General features: G+C 65.8%; 18 protein-coding genes and 1 pseudogene. 17 read left to right on the top strand and 2 right to left on the bottom strand.

Going from position 1 to position 20,106, the window contains the following annotated elements:
* The first annotated feature begins 6 nt into the window (after positions 1 to 6).
* The 7 genes from CH285_RS15635 (at position 7) to hisI (ending at position 4,757) form a co-directional block, all read left to right on the top strand.
* Positions 7 to 1,113 carry an MFS transporter gene (locus tag CH285_RS15635; RefSeq protein ID WP_094644246.1) on the top strand — a complete coding sequence of 369 codons (1,107 nt, stop codon included), beginning with the start codon at positions 7 to 9 and terminating at the stop codon, positions 1,111 to 1,113.
* 9 nt (positions 1,114 to 1,122) lie between these two features.
* Positions 1,123 to 1,752, top strand: a complete 630-nt coding sequence (gene hisH, locus CH285_RS15630) for an imidazole glycerol phosphate synthase subunit HisH (RefSeq protein ID WP_032386916.1) — start codon at positions 1,123 to 1,125, stop codon at positions 1,750 to 1,752.
* Positions 1,749 to 1,964, top strand: a complete 216-nt coding sequence (locus tag CH285_RS15625) for a hypothetical protein (RefSeq protein ID WP_027497289.1) — start codon at positions 1,749 to 1,751, stop codon at positions 1,962 to 1,964. The genes hisH and CH285_RS15625 overlap by 4 nt, the downstream gene beginning before the upstream one ends.
* Positions 1,965 to 2,047: 83 nt before the next feature.
* On the top strand, positions 2,048 to 2,782 hold the full coding sequence (priA, locus tag CH285_RS15620; RefSeq protein ID WP_027497288.1) for a bifunctional 1-(5-phosphoribosyl)-5-((5-phosphoribosylamino)methylideneamino)imidazole-4-carboxamide isomerase/phosphoribosylanthranilate isomerase PriA: 735 nt from the start codon (positions 2,048 to 2,050) through the stop codon (positions 2,780 to 2,782).
* A gap of 6 nt (positions 2,783 to 2,788) precedes the next feature.
* On the top strand, positions 2,789 to 3,619 hold the full coding sequence (locus tag CH285_RS15615) for an inositol monophosphatase family protein (RefSeq protein ID WP_027497287.1): 831 nt from the start codon (positions 2,789 to 2,791) through the stop codon (positions 3,617 to 3,619).
* The gene (hisF, locus tag CH285_RS15610; protein ID WP_032368072.1) at positions 3,616 to 4,389 is read left to right on the top strand and encodes an imidazole glycerol phosphate synthase subunit HisF; all 774 of its coding nucleotides are present in this window, start codon (positions 3,616 to 3,618) and stop codon (positions 4,387 to 4,389) included. The genes CH285_RS15615 and hisF overlap by 4 nt, the downstream gene beginning before the upstream one ends.
* A gap of 14 nt (positions 4,390 to 4,403) precedes the next feature.
* Positions 4,404 to 4,757 (top strand): phosphoribosyl-AMP cyclohydrolase, encoded by a 354-nt coding sequence (hisI, locus tag CH285_RS15605; protein WP_027497285.1) that lies wholly within the window; start codon positions 4,404 to 4,406, stop codon positions 4,755 to 4,757.
* Here the strand turns inward: hisI and CH285_RS15600 are convergent.
* Together CH285_RS15600 and CH285_RS15595 are read right to left on the bottom strand one after the other, a co-directional pair.
* Positions 4,748 to 5,254 carry a MarR family winged helix-turn-helix transcriptional regulator gene (locus CH285_RS15600; protein WP_045841353.1) on the bottom strand — a complete coding sequence of 169 codons (507 nt, stop codon included), beginning with the start codon at positions 5,252 to 5,254 and terminating at the stop codon, positions 4,748 to 4,750. The two genes, hisI and CH285_RS15600, sit on opposite strands and share 10 nt — an antisense overlap.
* 88 nt (positions 5,255 to 5,342) lie before the next feature.
* Positions 5,343 to 5,804, bottom strand: a complete 462-nt coding sequence (locus tag CH285_RS15595) for a peroxiredoxin (RefSeq protein WP_027497283.1) — start codon at positions 5,802 to 5,804, stop codon at positions 5,343 to 5,345.
* Positions 5,805 to 5,908: 104 nt separating this feature from the next.
* Between CH285_RS15595 and CH285_RS15590 the strand changes: the two genes are divergently transcribed.
* The 10 genes and pseudogenes from CH285_RS15590 to CH285_RS15545 all read left to right on the top strand — a co-directional run bounded on the left by CH285_RS15590 (position 5,909) and on the right by CH285_RS15545 (position 20,098).
* On the top strand, positions 5,909 to 7,465 hold the full coding sequence (locus tag CH285_RS15590; RefSeq protein WP_228139413.1) for an anthranilate synthase component I: 1,557 nt from the start codon (positions 5,909 to 5,911) through the stop codon (positions 7,463 to 7,465).
* A complete protein-coding gene (locus CH285_RS15585) occupies positions 7,462 to 8,127 on the top strand; it encodes a TIGR02234 family membrane protein (protein WP_027497281.1) in 666 nt (221 codons plus the stop codon). Before CH285_RS15590 ends, CH285_RS15585 begins: the two co-directional genes overlap by 4 nt.
* A 79-nt stretch (positions 8,128 to 8,206) precedes the next feature.
* Complete coding sequence (trpC, locus tag CH285_RS15580; RefSeq protein WP_027497280.1) at positions 8,207 to 9,016, top strand: indole-3-glycerol phosphate synthase TrpC; 810 nt, start codon at positions 8,207 to 8,209, stop codon at positions 9,014 to 9,016.
* A 120-nt stretch (positions 9,017 to 9,136) separates the two neighbouring features.
* Positions 9,137 to 10,408 carry a tryptophan synthase subunit beta gene (trpB, locus tag CH285_RS15575; RefSeq protein ID WP_052053222.1) on the top strand — a complete coding sequence of 424 codons (1,272 nt, stop codon included), beginning with the start codon at positions 9,137 to 9,139 and terminating at the stop codon, positions 10,406 to 10,408.
* Positions 10,405 to 11,208 carry a tryptophan synthase subunit alpha gene (trpA, locus tag CH285_RS15570; RefSeq protein WP_027497278.1) on the top strand — a complete coding sequence of 268 codons (804 nt, stop codon included), beginning with the start codon at positions 10,405 to 10,407 and terminating at the stop codon, positions 11,206 to 11,208. Before trpB ends, trpA begins: the two co-directional genes overlap by 4 nt.
* Positions 11,205 to 12,191: a prolipoprotein diacylglyceryl transferase gene (lgt, locus tag CH285_RS15565; RefSeq protein ID WP_032391035.1), complete on the top strand. Its 987-nt coding sequence runs from the start codon at positions 11,205 to 11,207 to the stop codon at positions 12,189 to 12,191. The genes trpA and lgt overlap by 4 nt, the downstream gene beginning before the upstream one ends.
* Entirely contained in the window at positions 12,184 to 13,098 is a 915-nt protein-coding gene (locus CH285_RS15560; protein ID WP_094644245.1) for a TM2 domain-containing protein, read from the top strand. The genes lgt and CH285_RS15560 overlap by 8 nt, the downstream gene beginning before the upstream one ends.
* A 307-nt stretch (positions 13,099 to 13,405) precedes the next feature.
* Positions 13,406 to 13,768, top strand: a pseudogene (locus CH285_RS28810) (NINE protein); the annotation flags it as partial.
* A gap of 263 nt (positions 13,769 to 14,031) precedes the next feature.
* Positions 14,032 to 18,600: a glutamate synthase large subunit gene (gene gltB, locus CH285_RS15550; RefSeq protein WP_373454740.1), complete on the top strand. Its 4,569-nt coding sequence runs from the start codon at positions 14,032 to 14,034 to the stop codon at positions 18,598 to 18,600.
* Positions 18,593 to 20,098 carry a glutamate synthase subunit beta gene (locus CH285_RS15545; protein WP_027497275.1) on the top strand — a complete coding sequence of 502 codons (1,506 nt, stop codon included), beginning with the start codon at positions 18,593 to 18,595 and terminating at the stop codon, positions 20,096 to 20,098. The genes gltB and CH285_RS15545 overlap by 8 nt, the downstream gene beginning before the upstream one ends.
* The last annotated feature ends 8 nt before the right edge of the window (positions 20,099 to 20,106 follow it).

Genomic DNA, 20,106 nt, shown 5'->3' with positions numbered 1-20,106 from the left:
GCCGCGATGGCCATGGGTGCGGCCGCGTTCGGCGGCTGGGGCCTGCTGCTCCCGGTGGTTCCGCTGGCGGTGTCGCAATCGGGTTCGTCCGACGCGGTGGCGGCAGCCAGCACCGCGATCTTCATGGCCACCACGGTCATCACCCAACTGTTCGTTCCCTCGATGCTGGTTCGCGTCGGCCATCGGCCCGTGCTCGCGGCCGGTTGCCTGCTTCTGGGTGTTCCCGCGTTGCTGTTCATCGTGTCGGTGCAGGCCGTACCGGCACTCGCCGTGTCGGCGCTACGGGGTACGGGTTTCGGAATGTTGACGGTCGCCGGGGCCGCCATCGTCGCCGAGTTGGCACCGACCCACTTGCTCGGCCGCGCGACGGGAGCACAGGGAATCGCGGTCGCGTTGTCGCAGATGGTGACGTTGCCGCTGGGCCTGGTGATCTTCGCGGCCAGTCCGACGGCGGTGTTCGTCCTGGGGGCTCTGGTTCCCGCTGCGGGCTTGATCGGGGTGGCTCTGTTGCCGCCGACCCGGCCTGCACCGCAACCGGCTCGGGTCGACCGGGTCCGCCTCGACGCCAGGCGATTCCTGGTGCCGTGCCTCGTCGTTGCGTCGGTGTCGGCGTCGTACGGCGGCATCACCAGTCTGATGCCGATCGCCGAATCCGAGCGAGCCACGATGATCGGTGTGGCCCTCGCCGTGGTCAGTGCCGCGATGTTGGTCGGTCGATATGCCGCCGGCTCGGTTGCCGATCGCATCGGAATCGGCCGGTCGGTGGTGCCTGCGCTCATCTCCGCGGCCCTGGGCGTCGGCCTGTTCGCCGTTGCCGCCGCGGGTGCCATGCCTGCCGCACTGTTCTTCGTTGCCGCGGTGTTGTTCGGAATCGGTTACGGCGCATGCCAGAACGACAGTCTGGTGATGGCCTTCGATGCGGCGGGGCCCGCTCGCTACAGCAGCGCCAGCGCCGTGTGGAACATCAGCTTCGATGCCGGTACCGGCGCAGGGGCGCTCGCCCTCGGTGTGGTCGCGACGAGTGTGGGCTACACCGCCGGGTTCACTGCAGGTGCAACCACCGTTGCCGTTGTCGCGGCGGTGGCACTGATCGCGCGTCCACGTCCCCGATAGACTCGTTCCATGACTTCTGTGGTGTTGCTCGACTACGGCTCGGGCAATCTGCACTCGGCGAAAAGGGCGTTGGCCCGCGTCGGTGCCGACGTGACGGTGACCTCCGACTTCGACGAAGCCCTGAATGCAGAAGCGCTGGTGGTTCCCGGGGTCGGTGCATTTGCCGCCTGTATGGAGGGTCTGACGGCCGTTCGAGGTGAGCGCATCATCGGGCGTCGTCTCGCGGGTGGCCGCCCGGTACTGGGAATCTGCGTCGGCATGCAGATCCTCTTCGATCGCGGTGTCGAGTTCGGCGTCGAGGCGGACGGGTGCGGCGAATGGCCGGGCACTGTCGAACGCCTGCAGGCGGACGTGCTCCCGCACATGGGTTGGAACACCGTCGAGGCTCCGGAGAACAGCGTGTTGTTCGACGGCATCGACCGCGAGACACGGTTCTATTTCGTCCATTCCTACGCCGCGCAGCAGTGGGAGCTCGAACCGAGCGAGACCATCGCCGCGCCGTTGCTCACGTGGGCCGATCACGGTGGCCGCTTCCTCGCTGCCGTGGAGAACGGCGCGCTCTCGGCCACACAGTTCCACCCGGAGAAGTCCGGCGACGCCGGTGCCGCGTTGCTCGAGAACTGGGTTCGATCGGTGTGAGCGAACGCGAGTTCTCGCTCGGCCGGTTGGCGTTTCGAGCGCTCGGGGCGGCAGTTGCGGTACTCGCCCTCGCGACCGTGTCGATCGCTGTGTGGCAGCCCACCGCCGGCGTTGCTCTGCTCATCGCGTTGGCCGGAGTTGTCGGGGCGATCACGGCCATGGGGGTCGTGTCCACGCGCATGACGCGCAAGGAACTCGGTCCCGACAGCTGACGGGCCGTCCCGGCGGCCTGCGGATCCAGGCAGTGCTGACCCGTTTTGAATTCGACGCGAGTCGGCCCGTAGCATAACCGCACGTGAGCCTGGTCTTATTGCCTGCTGTCGATGTCGCAGGCGGCGAAGCTGTCCGTCTCGTTCAAGGGGAAGCCGGTAGCGAAACGAAGTACGGTTCGCCCCGTGATGCCGCCCTGGCGTGGCAGAACGACGGTGCCGAGTGGGTCCATCTGGTGGATCTCGATGCCGCGTTCGGGCGCGGGTCCAACCGTGAACTGTTGGCCTCGGTGGTCGGTGAGCTCGATGTGAAGGTCGAGCTCTCGGGCGGAATTCGCGACGACGATTCCCTGCGCGCCGCCCTCGCAACCGGATGCGCACGCGTCAACCTGGGTACGGCGGCTCTGGAAGACCCCGAGTGGTGCGCTCGTGCGATCGGCGAATTCGGCGATCGTGTCGCGGTCGGCCTCGACGTGCTGATGGTGGACGGCGCGCCACGTCTGCGTGGCCGCGGTTGGGTCAGCGACGGCGGTGGCCTGTGGGAGGTACTCGAGCGGCTCGAACGCGACGGCTGCTCGCGGTACGTCGTCACCGACGTCACGAAGGACGGCACCCTGACCGGCCCGAACCTCGAACTTCTCGCAGACGTGTGCGACAGGACCGACAAGCCGGTCATCGCGTCCGGCGGCGTGTCGACGATCGCCGACCTCGAAGCGATCGCCGGACTGGTCGACCGTGGCGTGGAGGGATCCATCGTCGGAAAAGCCTTGTACGCCGGGCGTTTCACACTGCCCGATGCCCTCGCGGCAGTGTCTCGGTAACGACGAATGACCCTTCCCGAGGAACCGAGTCGTCTGCTCGAGATCGCCGGTGGTTTGCTCGACGGCATCCATGATCGGTTCCTCGCGGGCGTCGGCGCACCGAGTGCCGTGCAGAAGGGCCCCGACGACTTCGCCACCGCGGTGGATCTCGAACTCGAGCGTCGTCTGGGCGCGGAACTGTACGACGCCACCGGAATCGCCGTTCACGGTGAAGAGTTCGGCGGTCCCGATCTGAACTCCGGTCTCGTATGGGTACTCGACCCGATCGACGGCACATTCAACTACTCGTCCGGATTGCCTTCTGCCGGAACGTTGTTGGCGTTGCTCGACGACGGCGTGCCGGTCCTCGGGCTCACGTGGCTACCGCTGGTGAATCAGCGATTCTCTGCCGTGGCAGACGGCCCGTTGCTTCTGAACGGGGCACCGCTACCCGCACTGCAACCGAAGTCGTTGCGGGAGTCGATGATCGGGTTCGGTGCGTTCAACGTTGCCAGCCGTGGATCCATCCCCGGCCGCTTCCGGTTTCGCATTCTCGAAGAGTTGTCGATGCACTCCTCGCGGCTGCGCATGCACGGTGCCACCGGAGTCGATCTGGCGTACACCGCCAGCGGCGTACTGGGCGGTGCGGTGGTCTTCGGATACCGCGCCTGGGACAACGCTGCCGGGGCCCTGCTGGTTCGTGCTGCGGGCGGAATCGTCACCGATCTCGATGGCCGACCGTGGACCATCGATTCGAAGTCGGTGCTCGCGGCCGGCCCCGGAGTACACGGCGAACTGCTGAAGGTGATCACCGAACTCGGTGCACCCGGCGACTATCTGGAAGGACCGGTGCGATGAGCGTTGCGGTCAGAGTGATCCCGTGCCTCGATGTCGACGCCGGACGTGTCGTCAAGGGCGTCAACTTCGAAAACCTCCGCGACGCAGGCGATCCCGTCGAGCTCGCGGCAGCGTACGACGCACAGGGAGCCGACGAACTGACGTTCCTGGACGTCACGGCGTCCACATCCGATCGAGGAACCATGCTCGACGTCGTCAGCCGCACCGCCGAGCAGGTGTTCATTCCCCTGACCGTCGGTGGGGGAGTGCGCACTGTTGCCGACGTCGACCTACTGCTGCGGGCCGGTGCCGACAAGGTCAGCGTCAACACCGCGGCCATCGCTCGGCCGGAGTTGCTGCGCGAGCTCAGTGAGCGATTCGGGTCTCAGTGCATCGTCCTGTCGGTCGATGCACGGACCGTTCCGCAGGGACAGCAGGACACCCCGTCGGGCTGGGAAGTCACCACCCACGGCGGCAAGCGTGGAACCGGTATCGACGCCGTCGAATGGGCAGTACGCGGTGCCGAACTGGGAGTCGGTGAGATCCTTCTCAATTCGATGGATGCCGACGGCACGAAGGCCGGATTCGACCTGCCGATGATCGCGGCGGTCCGGTCCGCCGTGCACGTTCCCGTCATCGCCAGCGGAGGAGCAGGGCGCGTCGAACATTTCGCGCCGGCCGTCCACGCCGGAGCCGACGCCGTCCTCGCCGCAAGCGTGTTCCACTTCGGGGACCTCACCATCGGCCAGGTCAAAGAATCGATGCGTGCCGCGCGCATCGTCGTCCGCTAGCGAAGAGGTTTTCGATGACTCTCGACCCGACGCTGTCCGCCCGGCTCAAGCGAAACGAGGCCGGGCTGTTCAGTGCTGTGGTGCAGGAGCGCTCGACCGGCCAGGTACTGATGGTTGCCTGGATGGACGACGAAGCGTTGTCGCGCACGCTCGCGACGCGCAAGGGCACCTACTACTCCAGGTCCAGGCAGCAGTACTGGGTCAAGGGCGAGACCTCGGGGCACACGCAGTACGTGCACGAGGTGCGGCTCGACTGTGACGGGGACACTGTGCTGTTGGTCGTCGACCAGATCGGCGCGGCATGCCACACCGGCACCCACACCTGCTTCGACTCCGACGTGCTGTTGGGGCCCGCGGCTCAGGCGTGACCGGTTCCTGCGGCAATTCCCTTGTCCAGCTGAGTGAGTAGCGTCGTGCTCAGAGTCGACAGTCGACCCACCTCCGCGTCGGACAATCCGTCGAATATCAGAGCCTGCACTGTCTCGACGTGTCCTGGCGCCGATGCCACGACCTTTTCCATGCCGGCGTCGGTCAGCACCGCATAGGAACCGCGGCTCCCCGGAATACTCTCGCGGCGAACCCATCCCGCTTTCTCGAGCTTGGTGACCACGTGCGACAGACGTGACAGTGACGCGTTGGCGTACTCCGCGAGATCGCGCAGTTGAATTCGTCGCTGTGGATTCTCGCTGACGACCGCGAGGACGAAGTAATCGAAGTGGGTCAACTGCGAATCGCGTTGCAGCTGGGCGTCCAATGCTGCGGGCAGTCGGGTGACCAGGGCGACGAGCGCGCGCCACGCCTCTTGCTGGCTCTCGGTGAGCCAGCGGGGATCCACCGCATCATTCGGTGTCGCCGACGTGTCCATCGCGGGTACCTCTCGATCGAGACAGTTGTGTTCTGCACATGATGCCTCGAGCATCCCCGGGCCCGAGGCATCGCGTCGAACAATCGGCCTAGCTGCGGTGCGCGCGCAGGTATTCCAGCGCCTTGTCCGCGTGGGCCTCGAATCGCAGCTCACTGGAGAAACTCTCGAGGACCTTGCGGTCGGTACCGATGACGAACGTCGCGCGCTTGACCGGGGAGAGCTTGGCGAGCAGGCCGCGCTTGACCCCGAATGCGGTCGCGACGGCACCGTCCTCGTCGGAGAGCAACGGATAGTCGAACGATTTGGCGGCGGCGAACTCGGCCTGCTTGGCGACCGCGTCGGCGCTGATGCCGACCCGGGTGGCACCCACCTCGGCGAATTCGCCTGCGAGATCGCGGAAATGGCAGGCTTCGGCGGTGCATCCGGGGGTGAATGCAGCCGGGTAGAAGAACAGCACTATCGGACCGTCGGTCAGCAATTCGGTCAGCGTTCGCAGCTTTCCGGTCTGGTCCGGCAGGGAAAAATCGGGAACGAGCTCGCCTGGTTTCATGGTCGGCAGGTTACCGCGCGCGAGGGTGTCGCCGCCGAACCTGGGAGGATGGGGTCATGCACGGCGAGACGACTCCCCATACGAGCCCCACCGAGACCGCATCCATGGACGCCGCACCCATCGACGCCCAACCCACCGATGCCGCGGACTCGACCACGTCCCGGGAGGTGTTCCGCCAGCTCGCCGCCGAGCATCGAGTGGTGCCGGTGACGCGAAAGGTGCTCGCCGACTCCGAAACTCCGTTGTCGGCGTACCGCAAGCTTGCCGCCGACCGACCCGGAACGTTCTTGCTCGAATCCGCGGAGAACGGGCGGTCGTGGTCGAGATGGTCGTTCATCGGTGCGGGTGCGCCTGCGGCGCTGACGGTGGTCGACGGCGAGGCGGCGTGGCGCGGCAACGTGCCCGCAGGTGTCCCGAGCGGCGGTGACCCCCTCGACGTGTTGGCTCGAACCTTGGAGCTACTCCATTCCGAGCGCGTGCCGGGCCTGCCGCCGTTGACCGGCGGAATGGTCGGATATCTCGGATACGACTCGGTGCGGCGCATCGAGAAGTTGCCCGAACATGCGCAGGACGACCTCGGCATCCCCGAGATGGTCATGTTGCTGGCCACCGATCTGGCGGCCGTGGACCATCACGAAGGATCGATCACCCTGATCGCGAACGCGGTCAACTGGAACGGCACCGACGAGCACGTCGACCGGGCCTACGACGACGCGGTGAGTCGCCTGGACCGGATGTGCGCGGATCTGTCCGAGCCTGCTGCGTCGACGGTGTCGGTCTTCTCCAAGTCCGCGCCCCGTTTCCGCAGGCAGCGGACATCGGAGGGATTCGGTGCCGATGTCGAGCGGCTGGTCGAGGAGATCGAGGCCGGTGAAGCGTTTCAGGTGGTGCTCTCGCAGCGCTTCGAGATGGACACCGAGGCGTCTCCTCTCGACGTCTATCGCATGCTGCGGGCCTCGAATCCCAGCCCGTACATGTATCTGATGCACGTGCCGGGGGAGAACGACGAGACGGCGTTCTCGATCGTCGGGTCCAGCCCCGAAGCTCTCGTGACGGTGAAGGACGGTCTGGCGACCACGCACCCGATCGCCGGGACGCGCTGGCGCGGTGCCTCCGAGGAGGACGACGTGCTGCTCGAGAAGGATCTGCTGGCCGACGAGAAGGAGAACGCGGAGCATCTGATGCTCGTCGATCTCGGTCGCAACGATCTCGGCCGAGTGTGTGCTCCCGGGACGGTGCGCGTGGGCGACTACCGCCATATCGAGCGCTACAGCCACGTCATGCACCTGGTGTCGACAGTGACGGGACGGCTCGCCGAGGGAAAGCGGGCTCTGGACGCAGTAAAGGCGTGCTTCCCCGCGGGCACGCTGTCGGGTGCACCGAAGGTGCGGGCGATGGAACTGATCGACGAGCTCGAGCCGACGCGGCGTGGCATCTACGGCGGCATCGTCGGCTATCTCGACTTCGCCGGGGACGCCGATACCGCAATCTCGATTCGCACCGCGCTCATCAAGGACGGCACGGCGTACGTGCAGGCCGGTGCCGGAGTCGTGGCCGACTCGGTAGCGGAATACGAGGACGACGAAGCGAGGAACAAGGCCATGGCCGTGCTGAGTGCCGTCGCAGCAGCCGAAACGCTGCGTGAGGTCGGTGGCCGATGACCGAACGCTCCGGCGGCCGCGGATCGGCCGTTCTGCCTGTCGTGCTGCTCGTGGTTGCGGCCGCATGCCTGTGGGGTGCGTCCAGAATGACGTGGGTGAGCGTGACGTCCTCCGACGGTCTCGGCGAGAGCCGGACCGACGATCTCGTCGGCAGTACCTGGGCCGCCGCGACGACTCCTCTCGCCTTGGTGCTTGTCGCTGCTGTGGCGGCCTCGTTCGCGGTGCGCGGGTGGGCATCTCGGGTTCTGGCGTTGCTCATCGCGGTGGTTGCGATTGCTGCGGCGATTCCGGCCGTTCGGCTACTCGCCGCGGGGGCTTCGGACTCGGAGGCGGCTGCGCTCGCCGAGCTCCCGGCTCGTGCCGAGGTGACGATGACGACGGCATCGACACTACCCGCGCTGATCACGCTCGCAGGGGCCCTGTGTGCGTTCGCGGCGGCTGCCCTGTCGATTCGGAAATCTTTTGGCCCACAGGTACTCTCGTCCAAGTACGCAGCTCCGGCTGTGCGGCGCGACGAAGTGGCTCGCCGGGCCGCTGGAACCACGTCCGCCGTGGGTGCACAGGACGAGGGTGAAGACCTGACCGAGCGCATGATGTGGGACGCGCTCGATGCCGGTGAAGACCCTACCGACGAGTCCGGTACCCGGCGTTCGTCGGATTGATTCGGCCCTCTACGCTAGGTTCCGACCTCGATGAGATTCCTCACATCGAATGTCGACGCTCAGAAAGGACTGGGGCACCATGACTGTTCTCGACTCGATTCTCGACGGTGTACGAGCCGACGTCGCCGCGCGCGAATCGGTGATCGATTTCGCTGCGGTGAAGGCAGCAGCGAAGCTGGCCCCGGCACCTCTCGACGCGGCGGCTGCCCTCCGCGAGGACGGCATCGGCGTCATTGCCGAGGTCAAGCGTGCGAGCCCGTCCAAGGGCGCGTTGGCCGACATCGGTGATCCTGCGGTGCTCGCGCGTGCCTACGAGCAGGGTGGCGCTCGCGTCATCAGCGTGTTGACCGAAGAGCGTCGATTCCGGGGATCGCTCGCCGATCTCGACGCGGTGCGAGCCGCAGTCTCGATTCCTGTGCTGCGCAAGGATTTCATCGTCGGTCCGTACCAGATCCACGAGGCCCGAGCCCACGGCGCGGACGTTATCCTGCTGATCGTCGCAGCCCTGGAGCAGGACGCACTCACGTCTCTTCTCGATCGCACGGAGTCACTCGGCATGACGGCACTCGTCGAGGTCCACACCGAGGCCGAGGCCGATCGCGCACTCGAGGCGGGTGCCAGCGTCATCGGTATCAACGCCCGCAACCTCAAGACCCTCGAGATCGATCGCGACAGTTTCGGCCGTATCGCGCCCGGTCTGCCCAGTGAGATCATTCGCGTTGCCGAGTCGGGAGTGCGGGGCACCGCCGACCTTCTCGCGTACGCCGGAGCCGGCGCCGACGCAGTGTTGGTCGGAGAAGGTCTGGTCACCGCGGGCGATCCGCGCACTGCGGTCTCGGACCTGGTGACGGCGGGCACGCACCCGTCGTGCCCGAAACCCGCACGCTGAACCGGCACCCCACCCGAACGCGGCGACGGTCCGCCGTTGGGGCACACTGGAGCGGTGAGCACCAGCCAAACTTCTTCCGCCGCGGACGCCCCTCAGGTAGTCCGCTTCAAGGGCGCTGATCTGCCGCAGAGCAGCATCGGCCTCACCGATCGCAGCGCGCACGAGCCCGATGTGGGCGGTCACTTCGGCGTGTACGGGGGCAGGTTCGTGCCCGAGGCGTTGATGGGTGTGATCGAGGAAGTCACCGCCGAGTACGAGAAAGTGCGCAGCGACAACGAGTTCCTCGGTGAGCTGGATCGGCTGCAGCGCGATTACACCGGTCGCCCATCTCCGGTGTTCGAGGCGACCCGGTTGTCCGAGCACGCCGGTGGCGCTCGGATCCTGCTCAAGCGAGAAGACCTGAATCACACCGGTTCTCACAAGATCAACAACGTGCTCGGGCAAGTTCTGCTCGCGAAGCGAATGGGCAAGACTCGCGTCATCGCAGAGACCGGTGCCGGTCAGCACGGCGTCGCGACCGCCACGGCCTGTGCCCTCATGGGTCTCGACTGCGTCGTCTACATGGGTGAGGTCGACACCGAGCGCCAGGCCCTCAATGTCGCCCGGATGCGTTTGCTCGGGTCGGAAGTCGTCGCAGTGAAGTCCGGTTCGCGCACTCTCAAGGATGCGATCAACGAGGCACTGCGAGACTGGGTCACCCACGCCGACAACACTTATTACTGCTTCGGAACCGTCGCGGGGCCGCATCCGTTCCCGGTGATGGTCCGCGATTTCCAGCGCATCATCGGCCTCGAAGCGCGGCAGCAGGTCCTCGCATCCATCGGCCGCCTGCCCGATGCCATCGCGGCCTGCGTCGGCGGCGGGTCCAACGCCATCGGAATCTTCCACGCGTTCATCGACGACGCCGATGTCCGTCTCGTCGGGTTCGAGGCTGCCGGCGACGGAGTCGAGACCGGTCGCCACGCGGCGACCATCAGCGGCGGTACTCCCGGAGCCCTGCACGGTGCCTACTCGTACCTGCTGCAGAACGAGGACGGCCAGACCGTCGAATCCCATTCCATCTCAGCAGGATTGGACTATCCCGGGGTCGGACCCGAGCATTCGTACCTGCACGACATCGGGCGCGCCGAGTACCGCGGCGTGACGGACACCGAGGCGATGAACGCCTTCAAGCTGCTGTGCCGCACCGAGGGCATCATCCCGGCCATCGAATCGTCGCACGCCATCGCCGGCGCACTCACCCTCGGCAAGGAACTGGGTGAAGGTGCCATCATCCTGGTCAACCTGTCCGGTCGCGGCGACAAGGACGTCGACACCGCAGCCGAGTGGTTCGGTCTGATCGACGGAGACGGCGAAGCGAACGTGGACGACGAAGCAGGTATCAAGCCATGAGCAACAACGACTCTCGCCTCTCCGGGACGTTCGCCCAGTGCCGTGCCGAAGGGCGCGCTGCACTCGTCGGATACCTGCCCGCCGGCTTTCCGACCGTCCCCCGGTCGATCGAGGTCTTCAAGACCATGGTCGATGCCGGGTGCGACATCGTCGAGGTCGGCATCCCGTACTCCGATCCGGTGATGGACGGCCCCACGATCCAAGCTGCTGCAGACGTGGCGCTGCGAGCCGGAGCCCGGGTCAAGGACGTCTTCGCCGTCACCGAGCAGGTCGCAGCCGCGGGTGGCAAAGCGGTCGTCATGACCTACTGGAATCTGGTGCTCAAATACGGCATCGAGAATTTCGCCCGGAGCCTCGCCGATGCGGGTGGACTCGGAATCATCACTCCCGACCTGATCCCCGACGAGGCTCAGGAATGGATCGAGGTCTCGGATCGGTACGGACTCGACCGAATCTTCCTCGTCGCACCGTCGACGACGGAGGAGCGACTCGTCAGCACCGTCGAAGCCAGCAGCGGCTTCGTCTACGCCGCCTCGACGATGGGCGTGACCGGTGCCCGCGACGCGGTGTCCTCGATGGCACCGGCGTTGGCGGCGCGTATCCGCGAGCATTCCGACATTCCGATCGGCGTCGGTCTCGGCGTTCGGTCGGGCGCACAGGCTGCCGAGATCGCGAAGTATGCCGACGCGGTCATCGTCGGCTCGGCTTTGGTGACCGCTGTCGACAACGGTCTCGACGCGGTTCGTGACCTGACGACCGAACTCGCCGAGGGTGTCCGCTCCGCTAACGTAGCGTCGTGACTTCGACCGCCTTCCTGGCCTACATTCCCAGTCCCGCGCAGGGGGTGTGGCACGTCGGACCGCTCGCGCTCCGTGCCTACGCCCTGTTCATCATCATCGGCATCGTGGTGGCCGTGGTGTGGGGAGATCGCCGGTGGGTCGCTCGCGGCGGAACCAAGGGCACGGTCCTCGACGTCGCCGTGTGGGCCGTACCTTTCGGGCTTCTCGGTGGCCGGCTGTACCACGTGGCCACCGACTGGAAGACGTACTTCGGTGCCGGCGGTCGGCCGATCGAGGCGCTCTACGTGTGGAACGGCGGCCTCGGAATCTGGGGCGCGGTGTTCCTCGGCGGAGTCGGCGCGTGGATCGCGTGTCGTCGACGCGGCATCCCACTCCCGGCATTCGGTGACGCGGTAGGCCCGCCGATCCTGCTGGCCCAGGCAATCGGCCGCATCGGCAACTACTTCAACCAGGAGCTCTACGGTCGCGAAACCACGCAACCGTGGGGTCTCGAGATCTACGAGCGACTCGATGCGAACGGCCGGCTCGATCCTCTGAACGGCGTCTCCACCGGAATGGTCGAGAAGGTCGTCCACCCGACGTTCCTCTACGAACTGTTGTGGAGCGTCCTCGTCGTCGTCCTCCTGGTACTCGTCGATCGGAAGTACACGATCGGCCACGGTCGATTGTTCGCGCTCTACGTGGCCGGATACTGCGTCGGTCGGTTCTGGGTGGAACTCATGCGAGACGACTTCGCGACGAAGATCGCCGGCATTCGCGTGAACACTTTCACTTCGGCAATCATCTTCGTGCTCGCGGTCGCCTATTTCGTTCTCGCCACCAAGGGTCGCGAAGACCCGGCGGCATTGAAGTCGAACGACGACGACGGTCGTGACAGCGAAGACAAGACGGGTGGCGAGTCCGCCGACGGCGATCCGCAGGAAGGCACGGGCGAGACATCGTCCGAGAAGAAAGCCGAGGAAGAAGGCAGTACCCGTGGTTGATTTCGAGAAGAGGGCACACCCCGACCCTGCTGATTCGGGCGGCGGCACCGACAAGTCGGCCGGCTCTTTCGATACACCGTTCGACTACGACGCAACGGCCGAGGCGTCGCTCTCCGAGCCGCCCGCGACATCCGAGTCCGCACCCTCGCACGGTCCCGCCGGTTCTACCGGACCGGGCTGGGACACCTATTCGGGTATCGGCAACGGGCCCGGCTGGTCCAGTACTCCCAGCTATCCGGCCCCCAGCCCGGACGGAAGTATCGACAATTCGATCGGTGGCCTTCCGCCGTCCGCCGGTTACCCGACACCGGGATCCGAGTACCAGGGATACGGTCAGCCGGGATACGGCCAACAGTCGCCCTACGGTCCACCACAGGGGTACGGCCAGACCGGGGGATACGGCCAACAGGGGTATGGCCAGCAGGGGTACGGCCAGCACTCGGGCTACGGCCAGCACTCGGGCTACGGCCAGCAGTCGGGCTACGGCCAGCAGTCGGGCTACGGCCAGCAAGGGTACGGCCAGCAGGGTTACGGCCAGCAGGGGTATGGCCAGCAGACCTATGGCCAAGCACAGGGCTTTTCGGCCGGGCCCGGTTTCGGTGTCGGACCCGACGCGCCGTACGGGCGGGATCCGGTCACCGGTGAACCGTTGTCGGACAAATCGAAGATCGTCGGTGGACTACTTCAGCTGTTCCTGGGCTGGCTCGGCGTGGGTCGTTTCTACATCGGTAGCACCGGAATCGGCGTCGCGCAGTTGCTGCTGTTCTTCTTCGGCGTGCTGCTGACCGTGGTGTTCGGTCTCGGCTTGATTCTGTTGTTCGGACTGTTCGTGTGGCATGTCGTGGACGCCGTGCTGATTCTCGTCGGCAATGTTCCCGACAGTCGCGGGCTCAAGCTGCGAGACTGATCGACCTACCCGTAGCGCGTCGTCGAGGGAGTTCGTTGTGAGTGACTCAGGTACATCGTCATCGGACGGATCGACACCGGGCGGATCGGCGGGAGACGGCTCGGGGTCGGAGCCCACCATCTCGTTCGAGAAGAACGCGGCACCGGGTCCGGTGTACGGCGCACCCGACCCCAGCTACGGTCCGCCGAATTGGGGCAGTGATCCGTACGGCGCGTCCGGAGGTGACGACCGTAGCTCCGGTGCACCGGACGGTCCACCGCCCGGTGCGGGTTACCCGCCGCCCCCGTTTCCGGGCGGCGGTCCCCAATACGGAGGTCCCCAGTACGGAGGTCCCCAGTACGGAGGACCCCAGTACGGAGGACCCCAGTACGGAGGCCCCCAGTACGCCGGTGCTCCCGGTTGGGTGGATCCGAGCGCTCCTTACGGACGGCATCCCGTCACCGGGGAACCGTTCTCGGACAAGCAGAAGCTCACTGCCGGGCTGCTGAACATCCTGCTGGGTGTTTTCGGCGCAGGACGCTTCTATTTGAATCAGCCGGGAATCGCGGTGGCGCAGATCGCGGTCACGTGGCTCACGTGCGGCATCGGCGGTATCTGGCCGCTGATCGACGGGATCATGATGCTCACGGGCAGCGTGCGTGATGAACACGGGCGCCCCCTGCGCGACTGAGCCCAGTGCCGTTCGCGATTGCATCGTTGCGATCGGCAACTGATACGATTCCGCCATCCGAGAGCGATCTCGGATTCTTTCGCGGGCCAGAGCTGTCCCGGTGAATTCCCGATAGGCATCGAATTCGGTCGATCCGGCACTCTATGTCGGTTCGGGCGACCAGCCGGCGGGGTAGCCGAGGCTCACAGTGCAGCGTGTCGACACTGCGCCATCCGAAGCACCCACCGGTCTACGTGGAGGTGATCGTGGTGTTGTTTTCTCGGATGCCTGCCGAGCAAGGACTGTACGACCCGAGCGCGGAGAAGGACTCCTGCGGCGTCGCGATGATCGCGGACATCGCCGGACGCCGTTCGCACTCGATCGTGTCCGACGGTGTTCTGGCACTGGAGAATCTGGAACATCGTGGTGCTGCCGGTGCCGAGCCCAACAGTGGTGACGGCGCGGGCATTCTGATCCAGCTGCCCGTCGAACTTCTCGATTCGTTGTCGTCGTTCGAGTTACCGTCGGCCAACGGCGACGGCGAGAACACCTTCGCGGCGGGTGTCTGCTTTCTGCCGCAGGGCATCCGTGAGCGCGGGTCGGCCGTGCAGCGTGTCGAATCCATTGCAGCCGAAGAGGGTCTCGAGGTGCTGGGTTGGGTTCCGGTCGAGGTCGATCCGGATCGCGCCGACGTCGGACTGACGGCGCTCGGATGCATGCCGTACATGAGCTATCTCTTCGTCGCGGCCCCCGAGGTCGACGGTTCACGTCCGGCCGGTCTCGAACTCGACCGATTGGTGTACGGGCTGCGTAAGCGGTCGGAGCGCGTCACCCCGGAGATCGAGGCAGAGGGCTCGGGCCTGTTCTTCCCTTCGCTGTCCTCACGCACCATCGTCTACAAGGGCATGCTCACCACCATGCAGCTGCCCCTGTTCTTCCCGGAGCTGCGTAACCCGTTGTGTACGAGTGCAATTGCCATCGTGCACAGTCGCTTTTCCACCAATACCTTCCCGTCGTGGCCGTTGGCGCACCCGCACCGCTACGTCGCGCACAACGGAGAGATCAACACGGTCAAGGGCAACAGGAACCGGATGCGCGCTCGGGAAGCAATGCTGTCCAGCGATCTCATCCCCGGTGATCTGGAGCGGCTCTTCCCCATCTGCAATCCCGACGCCTCCGATTCGGTGTCGCTCGACGAGGTGCTCGAACTGCTGCATCTGGGCGGCCGGAGCGTTCCCCACGTCGTGATGATGATGGTGCCGGAGCCGTGGGAGAACCATCGCACGATGGATCCGCGGGTACGGGCGTTCTATCAATTCCACTCGTCGATGATGGAAGCGTGGGACGGTCCGGCCTGCGTCACGTTCACCGACGGTAGCTACGTCGGGGCCGTTCTCGATCGCAACGGTCTGCGCCCCGGTCGGTGGTGGCAGACGGCCGACGGTCGGGTGATCCTCGCCAGCGAGGCAGGTGTCCTGGACGTGCCGCAATCTCAGGTCGTCGCCAAGGGTCGCCTCGAGCCGGGCAAGATGTTTCTGGTCGACACCGTCGCCGGGCGTCTCGTTCCCGACGAGGAGATCAAACTGCAACTGGCGCAGGAACATCCGTACCAGGAATGGCTGCACGCCGGATTGCTGGAAATCAAGAGCCTGCCCGAGCGCGCCCACATTCAGTACAACCACGAGTCCGTGATTCGCAGACAGATCGCCTTCGGCTACACCGAGGAAGATCTCCGCGTCGTGCTCACCCCGATGGCCGCCTCCGGGGGCGAGCCACTGGGATCGATGGGGACCGACACCCCGTCCGCGGTGATGTCCCAGCGATCTCGTCAGCTGTACGACTACTTCATCGAACTGTTCGCGCAGGTCACGAACCCGCCACTCGACTCCATCCGAGAAGAGATCGTGACGTCGTTGTCGCGAGTGATGGGACCGGAGCAGAATCTGCTCGAGCCCACCGCCGCGTCGTGCAGGCAGATCGTGTTGCCGTGGCCGGTGCTCGACAACGACGAACTCAACAAGATCATCCACATCGACGACGACGGTGATCATCCCGGTCTGTCGGCGATCGTGCTGCGCGCACTGTACGAGGTCGAGCGTGGTGGGGAAGGTCTGGCCGAGGCCATCGAAGAACTGCGCATGCGGGCATCGGAAGCCATCGCTGCCGGCTACCGCACGCTGATCATCTCCGATCGCGATTCGGACCACACTCGGGCACCGATTCCGTCCCTGCTGGCCACCTCTGCTGTGCACCACCACTTGGTGCGCACCAAGGAACGCACCAAGGTCGCTCTCGTCGTCGAGTCCGGCGATGCACGAGAAGTGCACCACCTGGCCTTGCTGATCGGATTCGGTGCGGCGGCGGTCAACCCGTACCTGGCCATGGAGTCGATCGAGGACCTGGTCGGCGAAGGTGAGCTCACCGGGGTCGAACCCACTGTCGCGGTGCGCAACTACCTGTACGGGCTCGGCAAGGGCGTGCTCAAGGTCATGTCCAAGATGGGAATCTCGACCGTCGGGTCCTACACCGGCGCACAGGTTTTCGAGGCGGTCGGTCTCGATCGCGAGGTCGTGCGCGAGTACTTCAAGGGCACCGTCAGCAAGCTCGGCGGAGTCGGTCTCGACGTCCTCGCCGAAGAGGTCAAACTCCGTCACCGGAAGGCATACCCGGAGAATCCTACCGACCGTGTTCACCGCCGCCTCGAGATCGGCGGCGAGTACCAGTTCCGGCGTGAGGGCGAACTCCACCTGTTCACTCCCGAGACGGTGTTCCTGTTGCAGCACGCAACACGCACCGGTCGCTACGACGTGTTCCAGAAATACAGCGACGAAGTGAACCGGCTCGCCCGTGAGGGGGGCGCACTCCGGGGCCTGTTCGAGTTCAAAGACCATGTGCGCACGCCTGTTCCGCTCGACGAGGTGGAGCCGGTCGAGTCCATCGTCACTCGGTTCAACACCGGCGCGATGAGCTACGGATCCATCTCTGCCGAGGCGCACGAGACCATGGCCGTTGCGATGAACAATCTGGGTGGGCGCTCCAACTCCGGTGAGGGCGGAGAGGACGTCGATCGCCTCTACGATCCGAGCCGGCGCAGTGCCGTCAAGCAGGTCGCGAGTGGACGGTTCGGGGTGACCAGCGATTATCTGGTCAACGCCACCGACATTCAGATCAAGATGGCGCAGGGTGCCAAACCCGGTGAGGGCGGGCAGCTGCCCGGTTACAAGGTGTACCCGTGGGTGGCCAAGACTCGGCACTCGACGCCCGGGGTCGGCCTGATCTCCCCGCCTCCGCACCACGACATCTATTCCATCGAGGATCTCGCGCAGTTGATCCACGATCTCAAGAACGCCAACGAGAACGCGCGCGTCCACGTCAAACTCGTCAGCTCGGTAGGAGTGGGCACGGTGGCCACGGGAGTGAGCAAGGCGCACGCCGACGTCGTACTGATCTCGGGATACGACGGTGGCACGGGCGCGGCTCCGTTGACGTCTCTCAAGCATGCCGGTGCGCCCTGGGAAATCGGGCTGGCCGACGCCCAACAGACGTTGGTGCTCAACGGACTTCGCGATCGCATCACCGTCCAGTGCGACGGCGGAATGCGCACCGGCCGTGATGTGATCATCGCGGCGCTGCTCGGTGCCGAGGAATTCGGGTTCTCGACGGCACCTCTGATCGTCGCGGGATGCATCATGATGCGGGTCTGCCATCTCGACACCTGCCCAGTGGGTGTCGCGACTCAGAACCCCGAACTGCGCAAGCGGTTCACCGGCAAGCCCGAGTTCCTCGAGGACTTCTTCAGGTTCGTCGCCGAGGATGTGCGAAAGTACCTCGCGCAGCTCGGGTTCCGCAGCATCGACGAGGCCGTCGGCCACGCAGACGTGCTCGAGACCGCGGCCGGCGTCGCACATTGGAAGAGCAAGGGACTCGACCTCACACCCATCTTCGCGATGCCGGTGGATCGACACGGCGCGCCCATGACGCAGCGTCGACGCCTACGCGATCAGGACCACGGCCTCGATTTCGCGCTGGATCGCACGCTGATCCAGCTGGCCGAGGGGGCATTGGAGGACGCACATCCGGTCACGCTGGAGCTGCCCGTGCGGAACGTCAACCGCACGGTCGGAACACTTCTGGGGTCCGAGGTCACGCGACGCTACGGCGCGGCCGGGCTACCCGACGACACGATTCGCGTGTCGTTCACCGGCTCTGCCGGGCAATCGCTCGGTGCATTCCTGCCGCCCGGAATCACGATCGATCTCGTCGGCGACGCGAACGACTACGTGGGCAAGGGCCTGTCGGGAGGACGCATCGTCGTCCGACCGGCCGAGGACGCACCCTTCGTTGCCGAGGACAACGTCATTGCCGGAAACACGATTCTCTACGGAGCCACGTCGGGGGAGGTGTACCTGCGCGGTAAGGCGGGGGAGCGGTTCGCCGTGCGCAACTCCGGAGCCGTTGCGGTCAACGAGGGCGTGGGAGATCACGCCTTCGAGTACATGACGGGCGGACGGGTTGTCGTGCTCGGGCCGACCGGACGCAACATGGCGGCCGGCATGTCGGGCGGTATCGCCTTCGTTCTGGGTCTTGACCCCGCGGACGTGAACACGGCAATGGTCGAGTTGCAGGTTCCCGATCCGGACGATCTGGTGTGGCTGCGCGAGACGGTCGAGAACCACGAGCGCTGGACCGGCTCCACCGTCGCGGCATCGCTGCTCGCCGACTGGCCCCGCCGATCCGCTCTGTTCACCAAAGTCATGCCCGTCGACTATCAGCGAGTGCTGGAGGCGACACGAATGGCGCGCGCCGAGGGGCGCGACGTCGACGCTGCGATCATGGAGGCTGCACGTGGCTGATCCACAGGGATTTCTGAAGGTCGTCAAGCGTGAGGCCGCCAAGCGTCCTATCGACGAACGGGTCAGGGACTGGAACGAGGTGTACTCGGATCAGCCCAGCAGCGAACGCGCAGCTGAGGTCTCGGAACAAGCGCGCCGCTGCATGGATTGCGGAATTCCGTTCTGCCACTCCGGAACTGCCGGATGCCCGCTGGGCAACCTGATTCCGGAATGGAACGATCTCGTGCGCCGCGATCGGTGGGACGCGGCCAGTGATCGGTTGCACGCCACCAACAACTTTCCGGAGTTCACCGGACGAGTGTGTCCGGCTCCGTGTGAATCTGCCTGTGTCCTGTCCATTTCCGAGGCCGCCACCGGCGGAAGTGTGACGATCAAGCGGGTCGAGCAGACCATCGCGGACCTGGCCTGGGAACAGGGCAGCGTCGTTCCCCAGCCTCCGACGATCACCACCGGTAAGCGAGTGGCCGTCGTGGGTTCGGGTCCGGCGGGGCTGGCTGCGGCGCAACAGCTCACCAGGGCCGGGCACGATGTCACCGTGTACGAGCGCGACGATCGGCTCGGTGGATTGCTTCGATACGGAATCCCCGAATTCAAGTTGGAGAAGTCGGTGCTCGATCAGCGGCTGATGCAGATGCGGGCCGAGGGCACGCATTTCGTCACCGAGTGCGAGGTCGGCATCGACTTCACCGTCGAGCAACTGCGCGCGAGCTTCGATGCGGTCGTGCTCGCCGTCGGCGCTCTGCGGGCTCGCGACAATACCGAGGTGATCGGCCGCGAACTCGACGGCATTCACCTCGCGATGGAGCATCTGGTGCCGTCGAACAAGGAATGCGAGGGCGACGGGCCGACGTCGATATCCGCTGCCGGCAAGCATGTGGTGATCATCGGCGGCGGAGACACCGGGGCCGATTGTCTCGGCACGGCTCACCGTCAGGGTGCCGCGTCGGTCACTCAGCTCGACTACAACCCTGCTCTTCCCGGTGCCCGTGACGACGGCCTTTCGCCATGGCCGTCGTGGCCGTTGGTGCTTCGGACGTCGCCTGCTCATGCGGAGGGTGGCGTCGTGCGTCATCAGGTCGCGGTGCAGCGATTTCTCGGCGACGAGCGCGGACATGTGCGCGCCATGGTGCTCGCCGAGGTCGAGGTGCAGCGCGACGCGGACGGGCGACGCATCGTGACGCCCATCGGTGAAGAGGTCGAATTGCCCTGTGATCTGGCATTGTTCGCCATCGGATTCGAGGGTGTCGAACACGGACCGCTGCTCGACGACTACGGCCTGGCGCTGACCAAGCGCGGCGCGTTGTCGTGTGGTCCCGATTGGCAGACGACGGCCCCGGGTGTGTTCGTCTGTGGGGATGCCCACCGCGGTGCGTCGTTGGTCGTGTGGGCGATCGCCGAGGGGCGTTCGGCTGCCAACGGGGTCGACGCTTACCTCACCGGACACTCGGAATTGCCGTCCCCGGTACACCCCACGGCACTGCCTCTGGCGGTGGTGTGACACTCGTC

Origin of the sequence: Rhodococcus sp. 05-2256-B1 (genome assembly GCF_002258465.1) — a bacterium.
Lineage (GTDB): Bacteria > Actinomycetota > Actinomycetes > Mycobacteriales > Mycobacteriaceae > Rhodococcoides > Rhodococcoides fascians.
This window is presented reverse-complemented; position numbering and strand designations above follow the sequence as displayed.

What these genes read in the sequence shown, in the direction of transcription:
- hisI (WP_027497285.1), top strand. Translation starts at nt 4,404, where the DNA reads ATGACTCTCGACCCGACGCTGTCCGCCCGGCTCAAGCGAAACGAGGCC.
- trpA (WP_027497278.1), top strand. Translation starts at nt 10,405, where the DNA reads ATGAGCAACAACGACTCTCGCCTCTCCGGGACGTTCGCCCAGTGCCGT.
- CH285_RS15595 (WP_027497283.1), bottom strand. Translation starts at nt 5,804, where the DNA reads ATGAAACCAGGCGAGCTCGTTCCCGATTTTTCCCTGCCGGACCAGACC.
- CH285_RS15615 (WP_027497287.1), top strand. Translation starts at nt 2,789, where the DNA reads ATGACCCTTCCCGAGGAACCGAGTCGTCTGCTCGAGATCGCCGGTGGT.
- hisF (WP_032368072.1), top strand. Translation starts at nt 3,616, where the DNA reads ATGAGCGTTGCGGTCAGAGTGATCCCGTGCCTCGATGTCGACGCCGGA.
- gltB (WP_373454740.1), top strand. Translation starts at nt 14,032, where the DNA reads ATGCCTGCCGAGCAAGGACTGTACGACCCGAGCGCGGAGAAGGACTCC.
- hisH (WP_032386916.1), top strand. Translation starts at nt 1,123, where the DNA reads ATGACTTCTGTGGTGTTGCTCGACTACGGCTCGGGCAATCTGCACTCG.
- CH285_RS15590 (WP_228139413.1), top strand. Translation starts at nt 5,909, where the DNA reads ATGGACGCCGCACCCATCGACGCCCAACCCACCGATGCCGCGGACTCG.
- CH285_RS15585 (WP_027497281.1), top strand. Translation starts at nt 7,462, where the DNA reads ATGACCGAACGCTCCGGCGGCCGCGGATCGGCCGTTCTGCCTGTCGTG.
- CH285_RS15600 (WP_045841353.1), bottom strand. Translation starts at nt 5,254, where the DNA reads ATGGACACGTCGGCGACACCGAATGATGCGGTGGATCCCCGCTGGCTC.
- trpC (WP_027497280.1), top strand. Translation starts at nt 8,207, where the DNA reads ATGACTGTTCTCGACTCGATTCTCGACGGTGTACGAGCCGACGTCGCC.
- CH285_RS15635 (WP_094644246.1), top strand. Translation starts at nt 7, where the DNA reads ATGGCCATGGGTGCGGCCGCGTTCGGCGGCTGGGGCCTGCTGCTCCCG.